Raw genomic sequence first — 20,397 nt, forward strand, 5'->3', positions numbered from 1 at the left:
GGGTTCGATTCCCCAATCGCCTTGGGAGCGATTCTGGTAGAGTACTCGATTCCATCGAGCTACAAATTTGAGCGTATTTTGAGTTAGCAAACCAATGGACAGAATCTCTGGCGGCTAGTATAGCGCACTGCGAAAGGGCTTTGCAATCCGTGGATACCGATGGTGCGGCAGCTGGGGAGATTTTGGCAAGGACAGAAGAGAACGAAGGCCGGCTGAAGTATGGGTTAGCCCCGGACTCAAATGTCCTCCCGGACCTCCCGGCAGACCGCCTCTCTCAAACGTGATTCCGCCCGGTCTGCAGCGGGATTCTGTCATCCATTGGTCAAACATGAAGGGGGCAATACTATGTTGAAGCAAATAACGATTCAAGCGGACCAGCGCGGTCTGCTCTTTTATAAGGGAAGTTATGTGAAACGGCTGCTACCGGGAACCTACCGTTACTTATCATGGTCGCAGCATACAGTGGCAGTACTGAATATTGCCAAACCGTTTAGTGTCGAGGGCAAAGACCTGCAGCTGTTTTTACAGGATGATGGACTCCTGCGGGAGCTCGATGTCGTACGCGTACAGGATCATGAGATTGTTTTGCACTATGAGGATGGTCAATTCATACAGCTGCTGAAGCCGGGTGTGTATGCTTATTGGAACCTTCTGAAAAAGCACACCTTCGTACATACGGATACCAGACAGCCGGAGCTACCTGCCGGGATCGACCGTTCAATTATCACGAAGCTTACTCCGTATGTGCAGTGCTGTGAAATCGCGAGTTATGAGCAAGGATTCCTGTTCTATGATCATACGCTCAAGCGGGAGCTTACGCCTGGTAAGTATTATTTCTGGAAGGGACCGGTCTCGGTGCTGACAAAAACGGTCGATCTAAGACAACAGCAGATGGATCTGGTTGGCCAGGAAATGATGACAGAGGATAAGGTTACGCTGCGTCTGAACTTCGTATGCCAGTACAAAATCGTCAATCCGCACCGCGTTCTGGAGTTGAAAGCTTTTGACGAGCAGATACACATCCAGCTTCAGCTCCTGCTCCGGGAATATGTCGGGACGCTGAAATTGGACGATCTTCTGAAGCGGAAAGAGGATGTTGCCACATTCATTTTGTCCCGTATCCAGGAGAAGGAAGAAGAGTTCGGGGTACGTTTCCTCGGGGCGGGGGTAAAGGATGTAATTTTACCGGGGGAAATGAAGGACATCCTAAACACCGTCCTGCTCGCAGAGAAGAAAGCGCAGGCGAACCTGCTTACCCGCCGGGAAGAGACAGCTTCGACGCGCAGCCTGCTGAATACAGCGAAGCTGATGGACGAGAATCAGACACTGTTCCGTCTGAAGGAGCTGGAATTCCTCGAGAAGATATGCGACAAAATCGGTTCCATCTCTGTTACGGGCGGCGGCGATTTGCTGGAGCGGTTAAGCTCACTCATCGGTGCCAAGAAGTAGACCGCTTCCTGGCGGTCTATTTCTTGTGCAAATAAAGGGAATTAATCTTAGTCAGAGTACCGGAAAACAGGTAATTACATAGAAGCTATAGAACTAAGCTATTGAGATGATTAAGCCTAACCCTAAGGAAGTGATCCCATGGACAACAAAGCAAAGAAAATCCTTATAAACACCTTCTGGACCTCATCTGGCTGGAGGAGCAGTCCTGCTGCCTTCACCGGTGAGGATTTCGACTATGCCAAAAGCAAAGGGTTGATGTTCGATCCTGTGACGATTACCCATGACGAGATTGTCTTGCGGCTGCATGAGCTGCATCAGACGATTACTAAGGAGCGGGTAGCTGCCGCGTTCCTGCACAGTCTATCAACGAAGAAGGTTCATTTGCGGAGCGCCCTTTCCAGCTGGGCCCTGACTTCCGCTCTACCTGTGCATACCTATGGAGAGCGGAGCTCAGTCCGGCCCAATCACAGCAGCTGCGGGGATTGTAACTTTCACAGATTAATGTCTGACCGGGAATATATTAATCAGGATCTGAATGTGCTGAATTTCGAACGGGTTAAATGGGGCGGTATTCGTCTGAACTGGCTTTTATACTGCTGGCTGGACCTTGAATTATTCAGTAAAGAAGAAGGGTTCGAGGTTACCAACGAGGATGCTGCCATACTCTCCGGGATGCTGGAAGCGATCCGGGATTGTGCGGACCATGAGAGTGCACGGATGCTGGAGAAGCGGTGGAAGGAAGTGATTCCCTCCAGTAAGAATGAACGGGATGTGATCATGGAGATATGGGGCTATGCCGGATTGCTGGTACCGCGGGACACACCACGGAAACGCAGAGGCGGAAGTCACGATTTTAACTCTGTGGCAGAGTGGCAGGGGGATGACGGCTATTCTCAGGAGGCAGTAGAGTTGTATTTCGGAGCGTTTTTGTAGATTCTCTATGAATTTAAATGAGGGTTTTCACTCCGCCGGAAGAGTGGGCTGAGGCTATGAAGTTAGATTAATTCCGGGAACCTGTTGTGAAATATCAATCCCCATTACATATTCTTACTTTATGGCCGCACCGGCTATTCTTACATGGATTAAAATAAGTAAGAGAGCTTACGATTCTCTAAGCTAAGTATTACGATTGTCTCACGAAGCCAACAGATAATTTATATCCGGGCTGCTGCACTATAACCTTTCACTATAACCAGATATCATTTTTAAGTGTTACGTACCTTTAAGTCCTCCATGCTAGAATTTAAACACAAGAGAAAGAGATGTGTGAGAAATAGAGGAGGACTAACCATGTGCAACAGATTTCAGATCGTAGGCAGCCTGCTGCGTCCGGCGGAGCTATTAGAATATAAACAGCAAATTGAACACAGGGATGATATCCGGTATCCCTTTTACCAGGACTTTCAGGGGTATGAGCAGTGTGAAGCTGAGGCGATTCAGGCTGTAGTCGAGCAAGAAAGCGAGAATGGGCTGTCCATTCTGACAGATGGGGAATATTCCAAATCGATGTGGCATCTGGACTTTGTCTGGGGCTTCCAGGGAATTGAGCGTTATATCGCGGATCATGGATACTTCTTCAGAGATACAGACGGAGCTTCCAAATATGAGACCCGAAAAGATATCGGTCTGCGCATTACCGGTGAACTCGGTGCGAAGAACCATCATTTCCTTCATGCCTACCGCAAGCTTCAGGCTCTGGCTGGAGACCGCGAGACCAAGCTGTGCGTGCCTTCTCCGTCCCATATTTTTGGTGAGCTGTCCTGGTCGGATAACATTGGCGGAACAGAAGCGGTGTATAAGGACAGACTTGAGCTGAAGGCCGGTCTGGTTAACGCTTATAAGGATTTTGTCCAGGAATTCGCTGCGGCCGGAGGAACCATTTTGCAGTTCGACGATTGCCTATGGGAGCTGTTCGCCGACGATAACCCGAACTCTCCATATACCGGTGAGCATATCAATCAAGCGGAAGTACAGCAGCTGGCGGCAGAATTTATTGACATCAACAACACCATTATTGATTACGGTCATAGCTTGGGCCTCAAAATGTGGACGCATAACTGCCGTGGCAACTATGATTCCCGTAATATGGGCGGCGGCTCCTATGCGAAGATTGCGAATCTGTTCCTGAAGCAGCTCAAATACGACCGCTTCTTCCTGGAATGGGATGATGAACGTGCAGGCTCTCTGGAGGCACTTGCGGTGTTCCAAGACAGACCCGACACGGAAATTGTACTTGGCTTGCTGTCTTCCAAAACGAGCACACTGGACGATGAAGCCCGCGTAATCAGAATGCTGGACGAAGCCTCCAAAATCATTCCGAAGGACAGATTACTGCTGTCCCATCAATGCGGCTTCGCGTCCTGCGACGGCGGCAACGAATTAACGGAAGATCAGCAGTGGGCGAAGATTAGACAAGGACAACAGATTGCGCAGCAATATTGGGGTAATTAATATTTAACTTAGCTTCAGAGACTATCTCTGAGGCGTTTTTGTTGTCGTATGAAGTTATGACGGGTTGTCACTCGTCTTTATGACAAGGCTTCTGTTAGGTTGGGGAGGTCCCGGATCAGCCCGCAATACATGAAAGGAGTGGGATTAACCAGATTAGCGGGTATTTTGCTGTCGGTCCGGCACATTCATCCAGGCATTCAAAACAGGAGGCAGTGTAATGCATATTCGCACAATTGTTTGTCGGAAGGTTCTTTTACCCGTATTCAGCAGTTTGCTCATAGCTTCGTTTGTCCCGCAGCCGGCGGCATATGCATCCGCCCTTAAACCACAAACCACAGGGGTAACGGAAGCGAAGGAAGCGGAAGCTTTTGCCGATCAATTCTTCAATCAGCCGCAAATCAAGAAGCAGCTTGCCGGGGCAGCCGTTGTGTTAGTGAAGAATAATCAGATTTTGCTTGAAAAGGGCTACGGCTACGCTGATATCAGCAGCAAGAAGCCGATCGATCCGGAAAAGACCGTTTTCCGTGTAGCTTCCATTTCCAAATTGTTCACCGCAACAGCGGTCATGCAGCTGGCCGAACAGGGGGCCATTGATTTACATGCTGGTCTCCAGACTTATCTGGGAGAATTGAACATTGTCAACAAAACCAATAAAACCCTAACCATGGAGCATCTGTTGACCCATACCTCCGGGTTTGATTATACGGATAGCGCCGGCGGCTCAGCACAAGAGATTTCCAACAAGCAGTTCATCAAGGAAAATGTGCCTACGATTGTCCGGGAGCCCGGTGAAGCTTACCGGTACGATAACTATGCCTTTAATTTGCAGGGGTATATTGTGGAGCGGATGACCGGCGTTCCGTTTACCCAATATGTGCAGGAGCATATTTTCAAGCCCCTTGGCATGGGGAGCAGCAGTTTTAAGCTGACGCCCGGGCTGCGGAAGGATCTGGCTGTACCCTATACAGCCCAAAAAGACCCGATCCCCGAATATCCGTCCAGGCCCGCCGAGTCACCGGATGGCGGCATGTTCTCCACCGGAAGGGACATGGCCCAATTTATGATCGCGCAGTTGAATGGCGGACAGCTCGCAGGGGCCCGGATTCTGAGCGGGGATTCGGTTAAGGATATGCAGCAGATCCACCATCAGATTCATCCGCAGGTTCCTGGCACGGGCTACGGTTTTGAATCCTTTTATCAAAATAGCTACAACGGCCAGCGTGTTATTGGTAAGGGCGGGGATTTGCCGGGGTATCACTCCTGGATGTGGCTTATGCCGGAACAGAACGTAGGCGGTTTTGTTATTTTTAACAGTGACGGCCCGGATTTGCGGGAGAAGTTCTTCAAAGCTTTTATGGATCATTATTATCCTGGGAAACCAACAACGGCTTCCACTACAGTCACATCCCAGGCGGAGCTGGGCCAGCTGACCGGGATTTATCAGGATTTGCGGCTTCCCTTCTGGATTCTTCAGGTTTCCGCTACGGATGATGGCAAGTTGAAAATCAAGGACCCTTATGGGTCGCATATCCTCCGGGAAATAGCTCCCTTGTTGTTTGAAGATGAGCTAGGGAATAAGGCGGCCTTCAAGGTCAATTCCAACGGTACCCAATATGCCTTTTACAATAAGATGGATAGCTGGGCGAAAAAAGTGCCTGAACCCCCTGTATATTCGGATGTGGGGAAGGAGCATCCTTATGCGGCATGGATTCATGAAGCCGGTCAGCTCGGTGTATTGGCTTCTGATGGGGAGAGCGCTTTTCATCCGGAGCGGGAAATCACCCGGGCGGAGTTTATTTCGGGGCTTATGCATTTGACAGGGGTAGCCCCATCCAAAAACACGACGTTAACGAGTGAACCCGAAGAGAAAAAATATTTGGGCTATGTGCAGAAAGCCATCGAGCTTGGGCTTGTGCAAGGGCGCGGACCGGAGCAGAGCTTTGCTGTCACTGCGGATATTACGCGCCAGGAGGCCGCTGTCTTGATGTGGCGGGCGGCGATGATCGCCGGAGTGAATATGACCCAATCATCCGGAGCCAAGCTTGCGGGGGACACGGCGCCTTGGGCCGTGGATGCTGTGAAGTATATTGTGAATAACGGCATGTACGGGCCGGAACTTGCACCGAATTCCGCCGGAGCTTTGGACTACCGGTCAACCGAGCCCCTCTTGCGGCAGGAGGCTGCCGCATTGCTGAGCCTGTTTTGCAATCGGTTGTCCGTGAAATGAATTTAAGGGCTATCCCAAGTCTTTGATTAAAGACTTGGGATAGCTCATTCAATACATGCGGAGTTGGTGGTGAATGATTTTTTTGGATACATGTTGTTGAAAATATGTGGAAGTGCATATATTCTTTTTTAATGGTATTCTGAAAGAAATGGGGTGTTCAAGTATGGAAGCTAACAATGATTTAATGAAGCTGATTAAGTTAACAGGTGAACGTGCAAAGCTGGACGCTAAGGCAAATGGAACTTATGTTGTCTACAAAGACGAGGCGGGCAAATTAGTGAAAGAACATTCTAATGGAATGAAAGAAATTCTTGCGGAAGTTTGACAAACCCCTATTTCTGCATTACCCTAATAACGAATAACCCATTCACTATTAAGGAGCGCCCAGCATGCAAGCGAAGAAAGACGAAGTTAAGAGGGATATCGAATCCGCTGCTTTGAAGGTGTTTTTCCGCAAAGGTTTTGCGGATGCCAAAATGAACGATATTGCCGATGAAATCCAGATTTCGGTCGGGAATATTTATACTTATTTTAAAAATAAAAAGGAATTATTCTATGCCGTGGTGCCGCCGTCATTGGTGGATTATTTGAAGAATGTGCTGGTGGAGAGCATTCGTCTGGATAACCAGACTTTTTTTGAGAGAGCGGGTAGTGCCAAGCAATCGGCCATCGTTCAGGAGCAAATGAACCTGTTAACGCAATATAGCATGCAGATCGTCATTATTTTTGAGAAAAATAAAGGGACAGTCTACAGCAATGCCAAAAACGAGCTAATTGAGCTGATGATCGAAACCAAAAAGCCCTTTTTAAAGGATCATTATAAAAGATATGAAATCGGCACCCAAGAAAATATGATTCTGCTGAGCATTATTGCGAGCAATGTCATCAATATGATTCTGGATTTATTGAAGCGGGAAATGGGCGCTGATAGCCGGAGACGGATTTTTGAGGCACTGAGCTTATATTGGCTGCATGGACTCACGGGCATCAATGAATAACGCCGATGTGCGAGTCCCTATTTTTTTAACCTAATAATGAATTTGTGATTCAATATTGAGCAGCGTGATTATGCGAAGGAGGAAGAAACGGTGAAGACAGGTTATGCATTTAAGAACTGCAATGTGATTTATGGAGACGCGGAGAGAGGCGTAGCTGCCCATATGACGATTCTGATCCGTGACGGGCTGATTCAGGAGATTGGCAAAGCAAGCGAGACGGCCATCCCAAGCCATTATCAAGTAATCGATGTAGAAGGGAAATATGTGATGCCCGGTTTGATCAATGCGCATGTCCATCTTTTTGCCGACGGTAAGCCGTTTACGCTGTCAGCCAGCGAAGGGCTGCTGGATTTTGCGTTTCGTCATATGTTGGATACGAGGCTGGGCCGAAGCGTGCTGAAGAAACGGATGAAGCGAAATGCCCTGACCGCCCTGCATTCCGGGGTAACCACTATGCGCAGCGTAGGGGAGTTCTTGTATACTGATGTGCAGTTGAGGGATGAAATTAAGGCGAATCAGTTTGTCGGGCCTAATCTGCTGGTGTCCGGTTATTTTCTGAGCGTAACGGGCGGGCATGGTGCACCTTATTTGGCTTTGGTTGGCGATTCACCATGGGAAGCAAGGAAAAATGTGAGAATCAATGTGAAAAACGGAGTAGATCTCATCAAAATCTGTGTGACCGGCGGGGTTACCGATGCCAAAACAGTCGGAGAAGCAGGCCGTCTGCAAATGACGGAGGAAGAAGTCGCCGCTATTTGTGAGGAAGCCCATAAAATTGGCATACGCGTGGCGGCCCATGTGGAAAGTACCGAAGGGGTGAGAGTCGCGCTAAAGGGCGGGGTCGATACCATTGAACACGGCGCGGAGATGGATGAAGAGATTATCAGCCTGTACCAGAATAATCCCAGGGCATTAAAAGGCTACACCGCTTTGATTCCAACGTTGCAGGCCGCATATCCGAGTGCCAAATTGGACCTGAGCCTGACGAAGGTAAGTGAGACGGTTAAGGAAAATTCCCGGCGGGTGTATGACTCCATGCTGAAAGGGGTGCGGCAAGCCGTAGAACATAATATCAAAATTGGCGTTGGTACGGATGCCGCTATGCCCTATGTCACCCATTACGATCTGTGGCGGGAGCTGGACCATTTCATGAGACAAACGAAGCTGAACTCGCGCCGGATCATTGAGCAGGTGACGAAATCTAATGCAGAAATTCTGGGGATTGATCACCTGACGGGGAGCATTGATATCGGCAAGCAGGCGGATTTAATCGTGCTGGAGCAGAACCCGCTGGATAACATACAAGCTTTGGCGGGCACCGCTATGGTTATGGTCAGAGGAAACCTTATACAGACACCAGCGGTGACCCGAATTCAGGCAGTGGACGAGCTGCTTGATTTGGTGTGGGAATAGGACCGCTACCTTTGAGCAGGGCGGCCTATTTCTTTTTGTTTACATAATATTCAGCATATTTCAAATCCCATACTCCTCAAAAATAGCTCCATATTTCCTCTCAAATATCGCCCATCGCTTTTCGGCTCCGTATTTGAATTGCAGCTGCGCCAAATAATGCATCGCTTCTGCTCTCCGCCCCATGTTTTACCGCAACAAGTTCAGGTCGTTTGGGTAAAAATGTATTAGAGTGAAAGAGAGGATGCTGATATATGAAAAAAAATGCCAAGGTCCTATTGTTTGTCTTTCTGTTTGCAGCCATTATGGTGCTGTTGTTCGGATGGGTTTTGCCGGCGGTTTTACAAGCTTATCTACATAACAATTACATAAGGGGCCTTACCTTGCTGGTGGTGTTTAGTATTGTGGTGCTTGCGAAACGGTTTACGTGGAACCGTAATATTGTCTATGTCATTGCCGTATTCACGTTGTTCAGCATGATGATCGATACGGCAGGCAACCCTGTTTTTAATAAGCCGCTCGAATGGATCGTTTCGCCGATCGGGGAATTGCAGGTCATGCAGGATGTAAATAATTATGCGCCCGGTGAATATGCCATCACGGATCATATCACCATTCTGAAGCAGAGCGGGGAGGTTCTGGAGCTTAGCACGGCATGGCTGTATTTATACCGCTTTGTACAGTATTTGGCCTTGTACTCCATTGCCGGAACCCTTCTTGGAGCCGTCATTGGCATGCTGCCGCAGCACAGTCTACCGTTAATCCAGACTGCAGACGAGTTCCTGACGGAAGAACAAGAGCAGAAAGCAGCTGCTGAGATGAAGCGCAGAGCGGAAGCAGGTAATGGCCGGCAGATTCCCCTGAAGATATTCAGGCATCGGTCCGCCAGCTCAAGAAGGACGGTAAGCTCATTCCGGCCATTAAGCTCGTCCGCCAGCATACGGATCTGTCTCTGGGCGAGGCGAAGCAGTATGTTGAGAAGCTATAGGGGAGCTTGACCCTCCCGCTGAATACCTGTGACGATCCGCCTGCGGGTATTTTTGCTTGCTGCAATACTGTTAACAAACTTCGTCCTTATCATTTATACTAGATAGAGCCATTACACACCTAAGGAGCTGCCGAACCTGTTATGAATAAAAAAGAAGTCGCGCACATACGCAAGCAATTTAAGCTGGATCATGATCTGATGAACATCTACGACATTCTGAACGTGTATATTATGAAGGAAACTAGCGAGATCTATCATTGGGAGCGCCTGCCGTTTGGCCTCGTGGACAGAGAGAAGCAGGAGCTGTATATGGGCAATTTCAAAAAACTGCTCACCGGCGAGCTGGACCATAAGCTGTTCGAGCTGAAGTTTCAGGAGGATTCGGAGGAGCCGGCGCGGGTCATGCTTCACCAGGGCCTGGTGACAGGTGATCCTGAAGAATGGCAGGACCTGATGATGTTGCTCGTGGACAAGATGCTGGTAGATGCCAAGTATGAAAAGGATATGGTAGTCACTTTTGTCCGCGGGCAGTATTACCGGCCGACTAAGGCGAGAAATGAAGAAGCCGAAGAGAGCGGGAAGGATGAGATGTTCGCGCATCCGTTCATTCTGTGCAGCGTAAATTCCACGGAACAGCAGCGCAAAAACCTCATGTTCGACTATGTGGAGCGGGAATTCAAGTACAATATTATTGTCGATCCGATTATCAAGCTGAGCTCGCCGGAGCAGGGCTTCTTTTATCCGAGTGTGACGGACAACTATTCGGATGTGAACCGCGTTCTGTACTGTACGGGAAAATCGAATTATCCGGACCCGCAGTTCATCGAGCAGGTCCTGAATGCCGAGCGATCGGTGACCGCCTTGGAAGAGAGAAGCTTCTTCGAGGATATCGTGAAGGAATTGGCGGGCGAACAGCTCGATACAACCACCCTCGCCCAGGTGTATGAGGAAATCCAACAGGTCATCGAAAGCGGCGAAGGGGAGGAAGAGCCTCCTAAGCTGGATTACAAAGATGTAGAACGCGTCCTGGCATCAAGCGGCGTTGAGAACGTGACGGCGGAAAAGGTGGAGCGGGCGTTCGAAACGGTCATCGATGATAAGTACTACGAAATGAAGGCAAGCAGCGTTATCCCGAAATATACGACCAAATCGATTAAGATCGAGACGAAGGTTGCCACGATTTCGGTCAGCCCGCAGGATCTCAGATATGTGAAGCAGGTGAATTATCAGGGGAAACGCTGCATCATGATCGAGGTGGACGAGGAAGTTGTGATCGAAGGGTTTACGCTCAATACGGAGACGTTATAATTTTCTGGAGGAAGGGCTATCCTTGAAGTCTTGGATAAAGACTGGGGGTAGCCCATGCTTGTATTTATGTGTACCTGGGGGAAAGAGAATATCACAATGAGACAATCCCAAGGAGAAGATATCGTCTTGCTGGAGGATGAGTCACCGGAGGACCTTGAGTAATTCTCCCTCTCCCAATCACAGTCCACCTATCCAATATGAATGTACTATGAAGAGGCAGGAAGGACTTTTATAATTAGAGCAAACAACCGGCTGATTCATACCGCAGGGCGGCTTATCCTGATGAAACGCTCTTGCGGGACGGCTGTTATGAACTGCAATAAGAGTCGGGAGGCTGAGCATAGTGAGAATATTGATTGTGGATGATGAGCCCAGGCATCTGCGGGGAATGGTTAACCTGATTCACCGCCTTCGGCCGGAAGACCAGGTTGCCGTGGCAAAGGATGGCTTGGCGGCCATGGAACTGGCGAAATCGCATCGCCCGGAGGCGATATTGACGGATATCCGTATGCCTGGCATGGATGGACTGGAGTTTCTGGAGTGGCTTAAACTGGAGGGCATTAAAGCCAAAGTTGTAATGGTATCCGCTTACAATCTGTTCGAATATGCGCAGACGGCAGTCCGTCACGGCGCTTATGATTACCTGCTGAAGCCGGTGGACGTCCAGAAAATAGAGGATGTATTGAGCCGCATCGACGTCCAGCTGAATGCGGAACGGAAGCAGCGCCGCGAAGCGGAGGCGCTGGAGCGCCGCCTTCAGCTGTCTTCCTGTGCCTACCGCAACCGCCTGATTCTGGCCTGGCTGAACGGAAGTGCGACAGTGCCGGAGCTGGAGGAGCTGAACCGTTATGAATGGCTGCGGGAGAGCGGGGTTGTGGTGTATTCGGAGCTGGAAAGCTTCCGGGAAGGCGCTCAACCGCAGGACAGTGACCAGCTCGTAAGCAGGCTTGAGCAGGTCTGGTCCCAATGGGGGAGGCGCTCACGGTTCCGTTAAGCGGAACGCTGGAGGATGGCCGCCAGGCAGCCGTTACCCTGGTTGGCCTGCGGCGGCTTGACGGAGAGCAGCGGGGGAAGGCGCGGGCCCTCGCCGCCGCCCTGGCGTCCGATTGGGCGCATACGGGACGCCTTGCCCATGGTATCGGGCCGGCATCCCCTTCCCTGCTTGCCGGCGCGCCGCAGGCTTATCTCTTGGCCAGAAGGGCCTGCAGCTATAATTTTTATGAAGGCTGGAATGGGCTGGTTTTTTCAGATGAAATCTCTTCCTCGCCCCTGGCGGCAAGTCCGGATTGGGGCAGGCTGTACGAAGCTCTGAAAGGGGACGATGCGGCGCTTGTTCTGCACATATGCGGCGAAATATTCACACAGCTTGCGGGCGGCGGGCATGCCGTTCCGATGCTGTTGAAGGAGAAGGCGTCGCTTATGCTGCTCCAGATCCGGAGTGACAACCAGGATATTCTGGACAGGAAGGCCGGGCAGATCCTCGCCGATACCGCCACAAGGCTTATCCGTTCGTGCAGCTCATATAAGGAATTGATGGCCCGGCTGGCAAAGGCTCTCCAGGAGGTGCAGCTTGCGCTGAGCCTGTCCAGACAGGATCAAGGGGAGGTTGTCATCACCGAATGTCTAAGCTGGATACGGGAGCATACGAAGGAAGAGGTGACGCTGGAACGGGCGGCAGATTACTTCCATTTCAACCCTTCCTACTTCAGCACGTTATTCAAGAGCAGGACGGGACGGACCTTCTCCGAGCATGTAACGGCAGTCCGGATGAAGCGGGCCAAGGAGCTGCTTGCGGAGGATAAGCTCAGAATATACGAGATCTCTGTAGAGTGCGGGTTTCAGGACCCCAAATATTTCTGCCGCGTATTCAAAAAATATCACAGCATGTCGCCAAAAACCTATAAGCACGTACTTTCGCAAAGGAAACGGGAGGCATGAAGATGACCTTCCGGTACCGGCTGCTGGCCAGTTATATTTTTCTGATCACCATCCCCCTTCTCGTACTGGGGACCTTATTCTATCGGACCAGCCTGCAGATTATCACGGAACAGGCGCAGAAAAATGTGTATGAGCTTGTCAAAAAGAACAATGAGGTCATGGATACGAAGCTGCGGATCGTGGACCAGAACAGCATGTCCTTATTCCTGGATAAGGATTTATTCCGCATTTTCAACCAGCTGGACCCCGCGAACGAAGCGGGGCTGTTTGAAGCGGACCGGCAGGTAACGGCTATACTCGGCAAATACTTTTCACAGAATCAGGATATTTATGCCTACCAGTTATGGACCTCTTACTTCACCTTTGGACAAACGCTGCCTCAAGGCGATCCTACGCAATCGGATATCTATGAAGTGGCGCGGCAGGCGGGAGGGAAATTGGTCTGGGTTCCGACCTACGATTTCGTATCCATGTTCCACCAGCCCTATCTCCAGAGCGGAAATCTGGAGTTCCGTTATTTGTTCTCCGCTACACGCGTGCTGGATTTCACGTATCTGGGCAATACGAAGCTGGAAAAAATGAATGCCCGGGCGGAGCGGCCTGTCCTTGCCATCAGCTTCAAATCCGAGGTGCTGAAATCCTTGTACGCGGACAGCATTTCGGGAAGCGCGCGCTATATGGTGCTTGATCCGTATGATAAGGTCGTGGCCAGCAGTGAGCCGGGCGCTGTAGCACGCACTTCTAAGGAGGCATGGCTGGATGAGCTGAAGCAGGAGAGAAGCGGGGCCCGGAGGATGACCCTGGACGGGGAAGCGGTCATTGTCTGTTTTGACCGCTCGGAGGTTACCGGATGGATGTCTGTGGTCTGGATTCCCGAAGCGGGGCTGCTGAGCAGCTTTGTGCCCGTAATCCGGACGTCCATTACCGTACTGGCGGTTGTACTCGGCATTGCGGCCTTTATTCTCGCTTTTTTTATCGCCGGCAAAATCACCAAGCCGATCAAAAGGCTGCTAAGCGCGATGAGATCGGTGGGCGAGGGGGATTTTCAGACCCGGGTGGAGGTCGTGACCAACGATGAGTTCGGCATGCTGACCAAGCGCTTCAACCGGATGAATGACCGCATTCATCTGCTGGTCACGGAAAATTACGAGATCAAGCTGAAGGAAAAGGAAGCCGAAATTCAGGCGCTTACGATGCAGATGCATCCGCATTTTCTATACAATACCCTGAATGTGATGAACTGGACGGCGATTGAGAACGGTCAGCAGGAGCTGAGCAGAATGCTGGTCTGTTTATCCAATATGCTGCACTACACCTCCAGAAAGACCTGGGATGCTGTCCATCTGTCCGAAGAAATGAACTGGATGGATAACTATTTCTATATCATGTCGATCCGTTTCGAGGACAAGTTCACTGTAGAGTATGCTATCGATCCGCAGCTCTATGAATACGATGTGCCCAGGCTTTTGTTCCAGCCGTTTGTAGAGAATGCGATTCTGCACGGCTTCAACCAGACGGAATCGGGCGGCATGATCCGCATCCGCGGCTGGATTGCAGAGGGAACCCGGTTTTATGAGGTGGCCGATAACGGACGGGGCATGAGCCAGGAGACGGTTCAGGCGATTTTGTACCAGAAATCTTCATCCGTGGGCATTAAGAATACCATTGACCGCATTCAGATCGCTTATGGGACGCCATACGGCGTTTCCATTGTTTCCGCTCCGGGAGAAGGGACAAGGGTTGTGATTACACTGCCGGTATAAGCTAATCTTAATCCACCATTCCAAAGAGATTAGGGTTATGTAAGCGCTATCTATTATTTTATAATAAAGCCATCATAGACTGCAGCTATGAACCGTTGAATTTTGAAATCGAGAGGGGCTCGGAAGATGTTGCGACAAAGAAAATCGCTCTTCACTGTAATGGCACTGGTCCTGATGCTTGCCGCTGTACTGTCTGCATGCTCGAAATCCGGTTCAGAAAGCTCTAATACCTCCGCGTCTTCCGGGAGTTCCGGGAATTCCGGATCCAAGGAGAAGATTACCTTGCGGATGACGGTCTGGGGTTCGCCCGAAGAAGTGGCTCCGTACAAAAAGGCCATCCAGAGGTTTGAGGACAAATTTCCTAATATCAAGGTAGAGCTTCAGCATATTGCCGCTGATTATGATACCAAGCTTACAACCATGGTGGCCGGAAACGATGTTCCGGATGTCGCCATGATGGAATCCGGCACCATCGCTTTCCCTCTGGCCGAGCAGGGGAAGTTCTATAATCTCCAGGAATTTCTCGATCATGATGCCGATATCAGCCCCGGTACGCTGGTTCCCAATATTATCTATTCACTGGAGCCGGGAAATGTAATCGGCATTGGTCCGGGACCCGAGTCCTTCGGCCTGTTCTACAATGAAGATATCTTTAAGGAAGCCGGAATTGCACCGCCCCCGTCGAATGTAGCCGATGCCTGGACCTGGGATGAATTCGTGGAGACCGCCAAGAAGCTGACCGTGGACACCAACGGCAAAACAGCGGCTGATCCGGATTTCGATCCCCGCAAAATCAAACAATACGGGGTGAATGCCTCCACCTGGTGGGGAGTGTACAGCAACTTTATCTACTCCAACGGCGGAGACTTTATCTCGGCGGATGGAAAGTCGTTCGGACTCAACCAGCCGGAGGCTGTAGAAGCCATTCAGAAAATATCAGATCTGATGAACGTATATCACGTATCGCCTTCCCCCGTGCAGTCGAAGAATATCCCGGCTACGAACGTAGCTCTCCAGACCAAAAAGGTGGCGATGACCATCGACGGGCAATGGGCGAGCGCAGGGCTGGCGCAATCCAAGTTCAATTTCAATGTCGGAGTTATGCCTGTTCTGAAAGAGCCGGTGACTACTGTGGTCTGCGCGATGTTTTCTATCTTCAAGTCTACCAAGCATCCCCAGGAAGCATGGGAGCTCATGAAAGCGCTTGTTGACCCGGAGGCTTCAATAGATATGATTACAGCCGGCACCTGGATGCCTTCCCTCAAGGATTGGTACACGGACCCCGCGCTGCTGGCAAAATGGACAGAAAATCTGGAGGCACGACCCTCCGGCTACAAAGAGGCGATTGTTGATGTGATTCTGACGAAAGGGCATCAGACGCCGACAGGCTATGTGAAGAATTTCAATAATATTATGGATATCGTCAATCCTGCCTTGGATAAGGTGTGGCTCGGCCAGCAATCGGCCCAGGAAGCGATGGATTCCATTGCGGCAAAAGTGCAGGCACAAATCAAGGGACGCCGCGATATCAAGGAATAGACTGGAGGCAGGTATGCGAAAGGGAATGTTCTACGGGCTGTTGTTCACCGCCCCCGCCATACTCGGATTTGCCGTCTTTACGCTGGGTCCCATGATTGCAAGCCTGGTGCTCAGCCTGACCGACTACAATGTCTTCAAAGCGCACACCTCTTTTACCGGCCTGGATCATTATATACGGCTGTTCTCCGGCGAGGATGAGCTGTTCTATCAATCGCTGGGCGCAACCTTCTATTTCGTCGTGCTGCGTGTGCCTGCCGTGATCATCCTGTCCTTCGCCGTCGCGCTGCTGCTGAATCTCAATGTGAAGGGCCGGGCGATATTCCGCACGATTATCTATCTCCCGAGCATCGTACCGGCGGTGGCGTCGGCCATGATCTGGATGTGGCTGCTTAATCCCGATCTTGGTCTGATCAACTCGCTGTTAAGCCGGCTGCATCTGCCGACCAGCGGCTGGCTGTATTCGGAGGAAAGCGTCATTCCGTCGGTCGTTCTCACCACATTGTGGGGCATCGGAAGCACGGTGATTATTTTCCTCGCGGGACTTTCCGGCATCCCCCGGCAATATTATGAAGCGATTGAGGTCGATGGAGGCGGCTGGTTTCACAGGCTGCGCCACGTGACGATTCCGATGGTGACCCCCACGATTTTCTTCAATACGATCATGACTATTATCGGCTCCTTCCAGGTCTTCAACGAAGCCTATATTTTGACGCAAGGCGGACCGAACAATAAAAGCCTCTTCTACGTATTTTATCTGTGGAGAACGGGCTTCCGGGATGCCGATATGGGTTATGCGTCTGCGCTGGCCTGGATTTTGTTTGTGATTATTCTGTTCTTTACCGTTATCGTCTTCAGAACCTCGAAGTCCTGGGTATATTACGAAGGAGGGGAACGTTCTTGAGGCAATCGAAGCTGACACTTGCCGCAGGTTATGGAGCGCTTGTACTCATCTCGGGAATGTTCATCATTCCGTTTGTATGGCTGGTCCGCAGCTCATTGATGAATTTATCGCAGATTTTCACCATGCCTCCGGAATGGATTCCGGCCCCGTTTCAATGGAGCAATTTTCAGAGGGCGCTCACGGCGCTGCCGTTTGACACCTTTTTCAAGAATACGCTTATTATTGTGGTCACGGTGCTTGTGGGGACTGTCATCACGAGCACGATCGGCGCCTTTGGATTTTCACGGATTCAGTGGAAGGGCAGGGATACCGTATTCGCCATTCTGATGACCAGCATGATGCTGCCGGCGGCGGTAACGATGATACCGAGCTTTCTGGGCTGGCAGGCGCTGGGCTTCTATGATACATTATATCCGCTCATTATCCCCGCTTACTTCGGCGGCGGAATCTTCAATATTTTCCTGCTGCGGCAGTTCTATTTAACGATTCCGCGTGATTTTGATGAGGCAGCCTTTGTGGACGGGGCCAGTTATTGGCAAATCTATACCCGCATCATTTTCCCTTTGAGCCGTTCCGCCGTGATCGTGGTCGCTTTATTCAGCTTCCTGGCCTCCTGGAACGACTTCATGGGACCGCTGATTTATTTGAAGAGCGACAGCCTCTTCACCCTTGCTCTGGGCCTGCAAATGTTCCAGGGCTCCTACACCGCACAGTGGGATCTGCTGATGGCGGCTTCGGCCACAGTTGTCCTGCCTTGTGTCATTGTGTTTCTGGCCGGCCAGCGCTACTTTCTGGAGGGCATAACCTTAACGGGATTAAAAGGATAAAGGAGGATGTCCGTTGAAAGAAGAGCATCTGCTGAAAGGGATAACGAACCCTGTCATACCCGGCTGGTATGCGGACCCGGAGGCAAGAACCTATCAAGGCAGGCACTGGATTTATGCCACCAGGTCTTTTACGGAATATACGCAGCAGATGAATCTGGATGCTTTCAGTTCTGTGGATCTGATCCATTGGAACAGACACGACAGCATTATTGAGATGAAGGATTTCCCCTGGATCTGGAGAGCGGTGTGGGCGCCTACCCAGATTGAGCATCAGGGCAGGCATTACCTTGTGTTCGCCTCCAATGATATCCAGAAGGACGGGGAAGCCGGAGGATTGGAGATTGCCGTTGCAGATTCCCCGGAAGGCCCTTACAGGGGTTATCTCGGCAAGCCGCTGATTGACCGTTTCATTCACGGCGCCCAGCCGATCGACGCCCATTTATTCAAGGATGATGACGGCGCGGTCTATCTCTATTACGGGGGCTGGGGACACTGCAACGTGGCCCGGATGAATGAGGATATGACCGGATTTGTTGCTTTTTCCGATGGGCAGACGGTTCGTTCTATTACGCCTCCTGGCTATGTGGAGGGGCCATGCATGATCAAGAAGGACGGCCTCTATTATCTGATGTGGTCCATGGGCGGATGGACCAACGGCACCTATCGTGTGGCCTACGGTGTCAGCGCCAGTCCGCTCGGGCCATTCGCCAACGAGGGAACCATTCTGGAAAGGCAGGAGCCTGTGGCAGAGGGCCCCGGCCATCACGGATATTTGCATCTGCCCGATGAGGATGAATGGCTGATTGTCTATCACCGGAGAATCATCGGGGACAAGGAGCCGGGCAACCGCGTGTTATGCATCGACAGGATGGAATTTGAGGCCGGAGGGATTAAGCCGGTAATCATGACCGATCGCTGGTAAGCGCTCCTTGCGAATACGCCGAAGGCCGGTTCGCCTGGAAACAACGGCAGAAATGCCGTTGTTGAAGCGCCGAAGGCCGGTTCGCCTGGAAACAACGGCAGAACTACCGTTGTTGAAGCGCCGAAGGTCGGATCGCCCGGAAACAACGGCAGAAATGCCGTTGTTGGAGCGAGGCCGGCCAGTTTCCCCTTATCTTGGGACCTATAAAGTTGGGGAATCCGCCGGTCTAGCTATCCTAATTCCACTAGCGCTATCTCACCGGCCTCTTCGTAAGCGCTAGTTGGAAAAAGGGAGCTTATTTCTCCCCAAAATCAACAATTGTGAGAGTTAAGTGGAAAAAGGGAACTTAATTGGGCCATATTACCTCGTCAGCGGCGAAATGGGCAGAATTAATGCACCTTTTTCCACTTAATCTGCGGAGGGCATGGTGTTTGAGCAAATTAGTTAACCTTTTTCCACTTGGATTGGCCGAAGGGGATCCGCTCAAATTTACCCTGGTTGAACTTATCTCCGCAGGTTAGCCGACAAGGCCGCCCCCATCACACCCACCCCGTAAACTCCAATATCGACGCCTTTGCCGATTGCGCTTCGGCTTGTGCGCCTTTGCGCCATTGTTTGGGGGACTCTCCCATAAGCCTGGAGAAGCAGCGGTTGAAGCTGGAGATGGAGTGAAAGCCGACTTGCCCGGAGATCGAAAGAATGGAGTGATCCGTGCTTTTTAACTGCTTGCAGGCTTCTTCGATTCGGGTCCTGCTCAGAAAATCGAGGGGGGCGGCTCCCATGATTTCATGGAATTTTCGGCGGAAATGGGTTGTGCTTAAGTGGCATAGCCCGGCTAGGGAATCGATGGTGATGGGGGTCATGTAGTTTTTCGTGATATGCTCCAGCGCCGGGGAAATGACAAAATCACCTTTCAGGCTATGCTCTGCTTCTTGTTCTGCCAGCATTTCATTCGTGGAATGAATTCTAAGGAGCTCTATATAAAGGGATAACAATAAGCCGTAGGCATTTTCCTGGTAGTAGGGCTTCTGCTGCTTCAGTTCCTCTACGACCGACGTGGCAAGGGTATACACCTTGGGATACTGCTCCTTGTTTAATATACAGTTTTTTCCCGTCACCGCCCATAAATTCGGCTCGAAGCTGCTGTATGCGCTTTTGAAGGAATGCTGAAAGAGGTCCTCCGGCGAAAAGAAGAGATAGGACCACAGGCTGGCGGTATCCGGCGAACTGTATGTCGTATGGGGGAGATACCTTGGGATGAAGGTTACGTCACCGGCTGTAAAAGGTACCGCTTCCCCTTTGATCTCCATGATGCCGCTGTCGGAATAGCAGATGCCGATCTCCAAATGGTTATGGAAATGGAGATGCTCGCTTCGGATATCGGAAATCTTCCAGCGTTCCCCGCTTAACAGCAAGACCGGAAAATCGATGGGCAGGCTATAGTGGCGGTATTCAATAACGGGCTTCTTTTTTCTGGGCATACTGAAGTACTCCTGCTCTCATTGACGTTAATTTTGGAATTATGAATAAATGATTGGAATTGCGCAGTTTTGCTGCGAATGTGCTTAGATGTAGACCATTATACTGCTTACAATGGAGTATATAAAGCGTTTGCAGGATTACGGACGGCTCTCAAGCGCCTTTGGGGGGCGTGTGTATCAGAGAGGGGAATTTAG

The 20,397-nt window shown here is 50.7% G+C and carries 18 protein-coding genes; 16 read left to right on the forward strand and 2 right to left on the reverse strand.

Features of this window, described 5'->3' with window-relative positions:
* The first annotated feature begins 345 nt into the window (after positions 1 to 345).
* The 7 genes from JI735_RS12725 to JI735_RS12755 all read left to right on the forward strand — a co-directional run bounded on the left by JI735_RS12725 (position 346) and on the right by JI735_RS12755 (position 8,538).
* Positions 346 to 1,449, forward strand: coding sequence for a slipin family protein (locus tag JI735_RS12725; RefSeq protein ID WP_039833037.1), 1,104 nt, complete (start codon positions 346 to 348; stop codon positions 1,447 to 1,449).
* 138 nt (positions 1,450 to 1,587) lie between these two features.
* Complete coding sequence (locus JI735_RS12730; RefSeq protein WP_039833038.1) at positions 1,588 to 2,382, forward strand: hypothetical protein; 795 nt, start codon at positions 1,588 to 1,590, stop codon at positions 2,380 to 2,382.
* Positions 2,383 to 2,739: 357 nt separating this feature from the next.
* Positions 2,740 to 3,900, forward strand: a complete 1,161-nt coding sequence (locus tag JI735_RS12735; protein WP_039833039.1) for a cobalamin-independent methionine synthase II family protein — start codon at positions 2,740 to 2,742, stop codon at positions 3,898 to 3,900.
* 217 nt (positions 3,901 to 4,117) lie between these two features.
* Positions 4,118 to 6,127 (forward strand): serine hydrolase domain-containing protein, encoded by a 2,010-nt coding sequence (locus tag JI735_RS12740; RefSeq protein WP_202677439.1) that lies wholly within the window; start codon positions 4,118 to 4,120, stop codon positions 6,125 to 6,127.
* Positions 6,128 to 6,290: 163 nt separating this feature from the next.
* Positions 6,291 to 6,452, forward strand: coding sequence for a hypothetical protein (locus tag JI735_RS12745; protein WP_167330803.1), 162 nt, complete (start codon positions 6,291 to 6,293; stop codon positions 6,450 to 6,452).
* A gap of 64 nt (positions 6,453 to 6,516) precedes the next feature.
* Positions 6,517 to 7,125 (forward strand): TetR/AcrR family transcriptional regulator, encoded by a 609-nt coding sequence (locus JI735_RS12750; protein ID WP_039835211.1) that lies wholly within the window; start codon positions 6,517 to 6,519, stop codon positions 7,123 to 7,125.
* Positions 7,126 to 7,215: 90 nt separating this feature from the next.
* A complete protein-coding gene (locus JI735_RS12755) occupies positions 7,216 to 8,538 on the forward strand; it encodes a metal-dependent hydrolase family protein (RefSeq protein WP_039835212.1) in 1,323 nt (440 codons plus the stop codon).
* A gap of 60 nt (positions 8,539 to 8,598) precedes the next feature.
* Here JI735_RS12755 and JI735_RS36900 read toward each other — a convergent pair whose 3' ends face one another.
* Positions 8,599 to 8,721 carry a hypothetical protein gene (locus tag JI735_RS36900; RefSeq protein WP_267919230.1) on the reverse strand — a complete coding sequence of 41 codons (123 nt, stop codon included), beginning with the start codon at positions 8,719 to 8,721 and terminating at the stop codon, positions 8,599 to 8,601.
* Positions 8,722 to 8,789: 68 nt separating this feature from the next.
* On the opposite strand from JI735_RS36900, the gene JI735_RS12760 reads away from it, so the two are divergent.
* From JI735_RS12760 to JI735_RS12800, 9 genes are all read left to right on the forward strand, one after another.
* Positions 8,790 to 9,533: a hypothetical protein gene (locus JI735_RS12760; protein WP_202677440.1), complete on the forward strand. Its 744-nt coding sequence runs from the start codon at positions 8,790 to 8,792 to the stop codon at positions 9,531 to 9,533.
* A gap of 131 nt (positions 9,534 to 9,664) precedes the next feature.
* Positions 9,665 to 10,831, forward strand: coding sequence for a DUF4317 domain-containing protein (locus JI735_RS12765; protein WP_039835214.1), 1,167 nt, complete (start codon positions 9,665 to 9,667; stop codon positions 10,829 to 10,831).
* 343 nt (positions 10,832 to 11,174) lie between these two features.
* A complete protein-coding gene (locus JI735_RS12770; RefSeq protein ID WP_202677441.1) occupies positions 11,175 to 11,825 on the forward strand; it encodes a response regulator in 651 nt (216 codons plus the stop codon).
* A complete protein-coding gene (locus JI735_RS12775) occupies positions 11,798 to 12,769 on the forward strand; it encodes a helix-turn-helix transcriptional regulator (RefSeq protein WP_202677442.1) in 972 nt (323 codons plus the stop codon). Before JI735_RS12770 ends, JI735_RS12775 begins: the two co-directional genes overlap by 28 nt.
* A gap of 2 nt (positions 12,770 to 12,771) precedes the next feature.
* The gene (locus tag JI735_RS12780) at positions 12,772 to 14,532 is read left to right on the forward strand and encodes a cache domain-containing sensor histidine kinase (protein WP_083886639.1); all 1,761 of its coding nucleotides are present in this window, start codon (positions 12,772 to 12,774) and stop codon (positions 14,530 to 14,532) included.
* 126 nt (positions 14,533 to 14,658) lie between these two features.
* Entirely contained in the window at positions 14,659 to 16,071 is a 1,413-nt protein-coding gene (locus JI735_RS12785; RefSeq protein ID WP_051051740.1) for an ABC transporter substrate-binding protein, read from the forward strand.
* 13 nt (positions 16,072 to 16,084) lie between these two features.
* A complete protein-coding gene (locus JI735_RS12790; RefSeq protein WP_039835218.1) occupies positions 16,085 to 16,972 on the forward strand; it encodes a carbohydrate ABC transporter permease in 888 nt (295 codons plus the stop codon).
* A gap of 56 nt (positions 16,973 to 17,028) precedes the next feature.
* The gene (locus JI735_RS12795) at positions 17,029 to 17,799 is read left to right on the forward strand and encodes a carbohydrate ABC transporter permease (protein WP_083886641.1); all 771 of its coding nucleotides are present in this window, start codon (positions 17,029 to 17,031) and stop codon (positions 17,797 to 17,799) included.
* Positions 17,800 to 17,812: 13 nt separating this feature from the next.
* Positions 17,813 to 18,721, forward strand: a complete 909-nt coding sequence (locus JI735_RS12800; protein WP_233476373.1) for a glycoside hydrolase family 43 protein — start codon at positions 17,813 to 17,815, stop codon at positions 18,719 to 18,721.
* Between the two features lie 539 nt (positions 18,722 to 19,260).
* On the opposite strand, the gene JI735_RS12805 is transcribed toward JI735_RS12800, so the two are convergent.
* Positions 19,261 to 20,202, reverse strand: coding sequence for an AraC family transcriptional regulator (locus JI735_RS12805; RefSeq protein WP_039835224.1), 942 nt, complete (start codon positions 20,200 to 20,202; stop codon positions 19,261 to 19,263).
* Positions 20,203 to 20,397 lie beyond the last annotated feature (195 nt).

It is taken from the genome of Paenibacillus sonchi (genome assembly GCF_016772475.1).
Lineage (GTDB): Bacteria > Bacillota > Bacilli > Paenibacillales > Paenibacillaceae > Paenibacillus_AQ > Paenibacillus_AQ sonchi.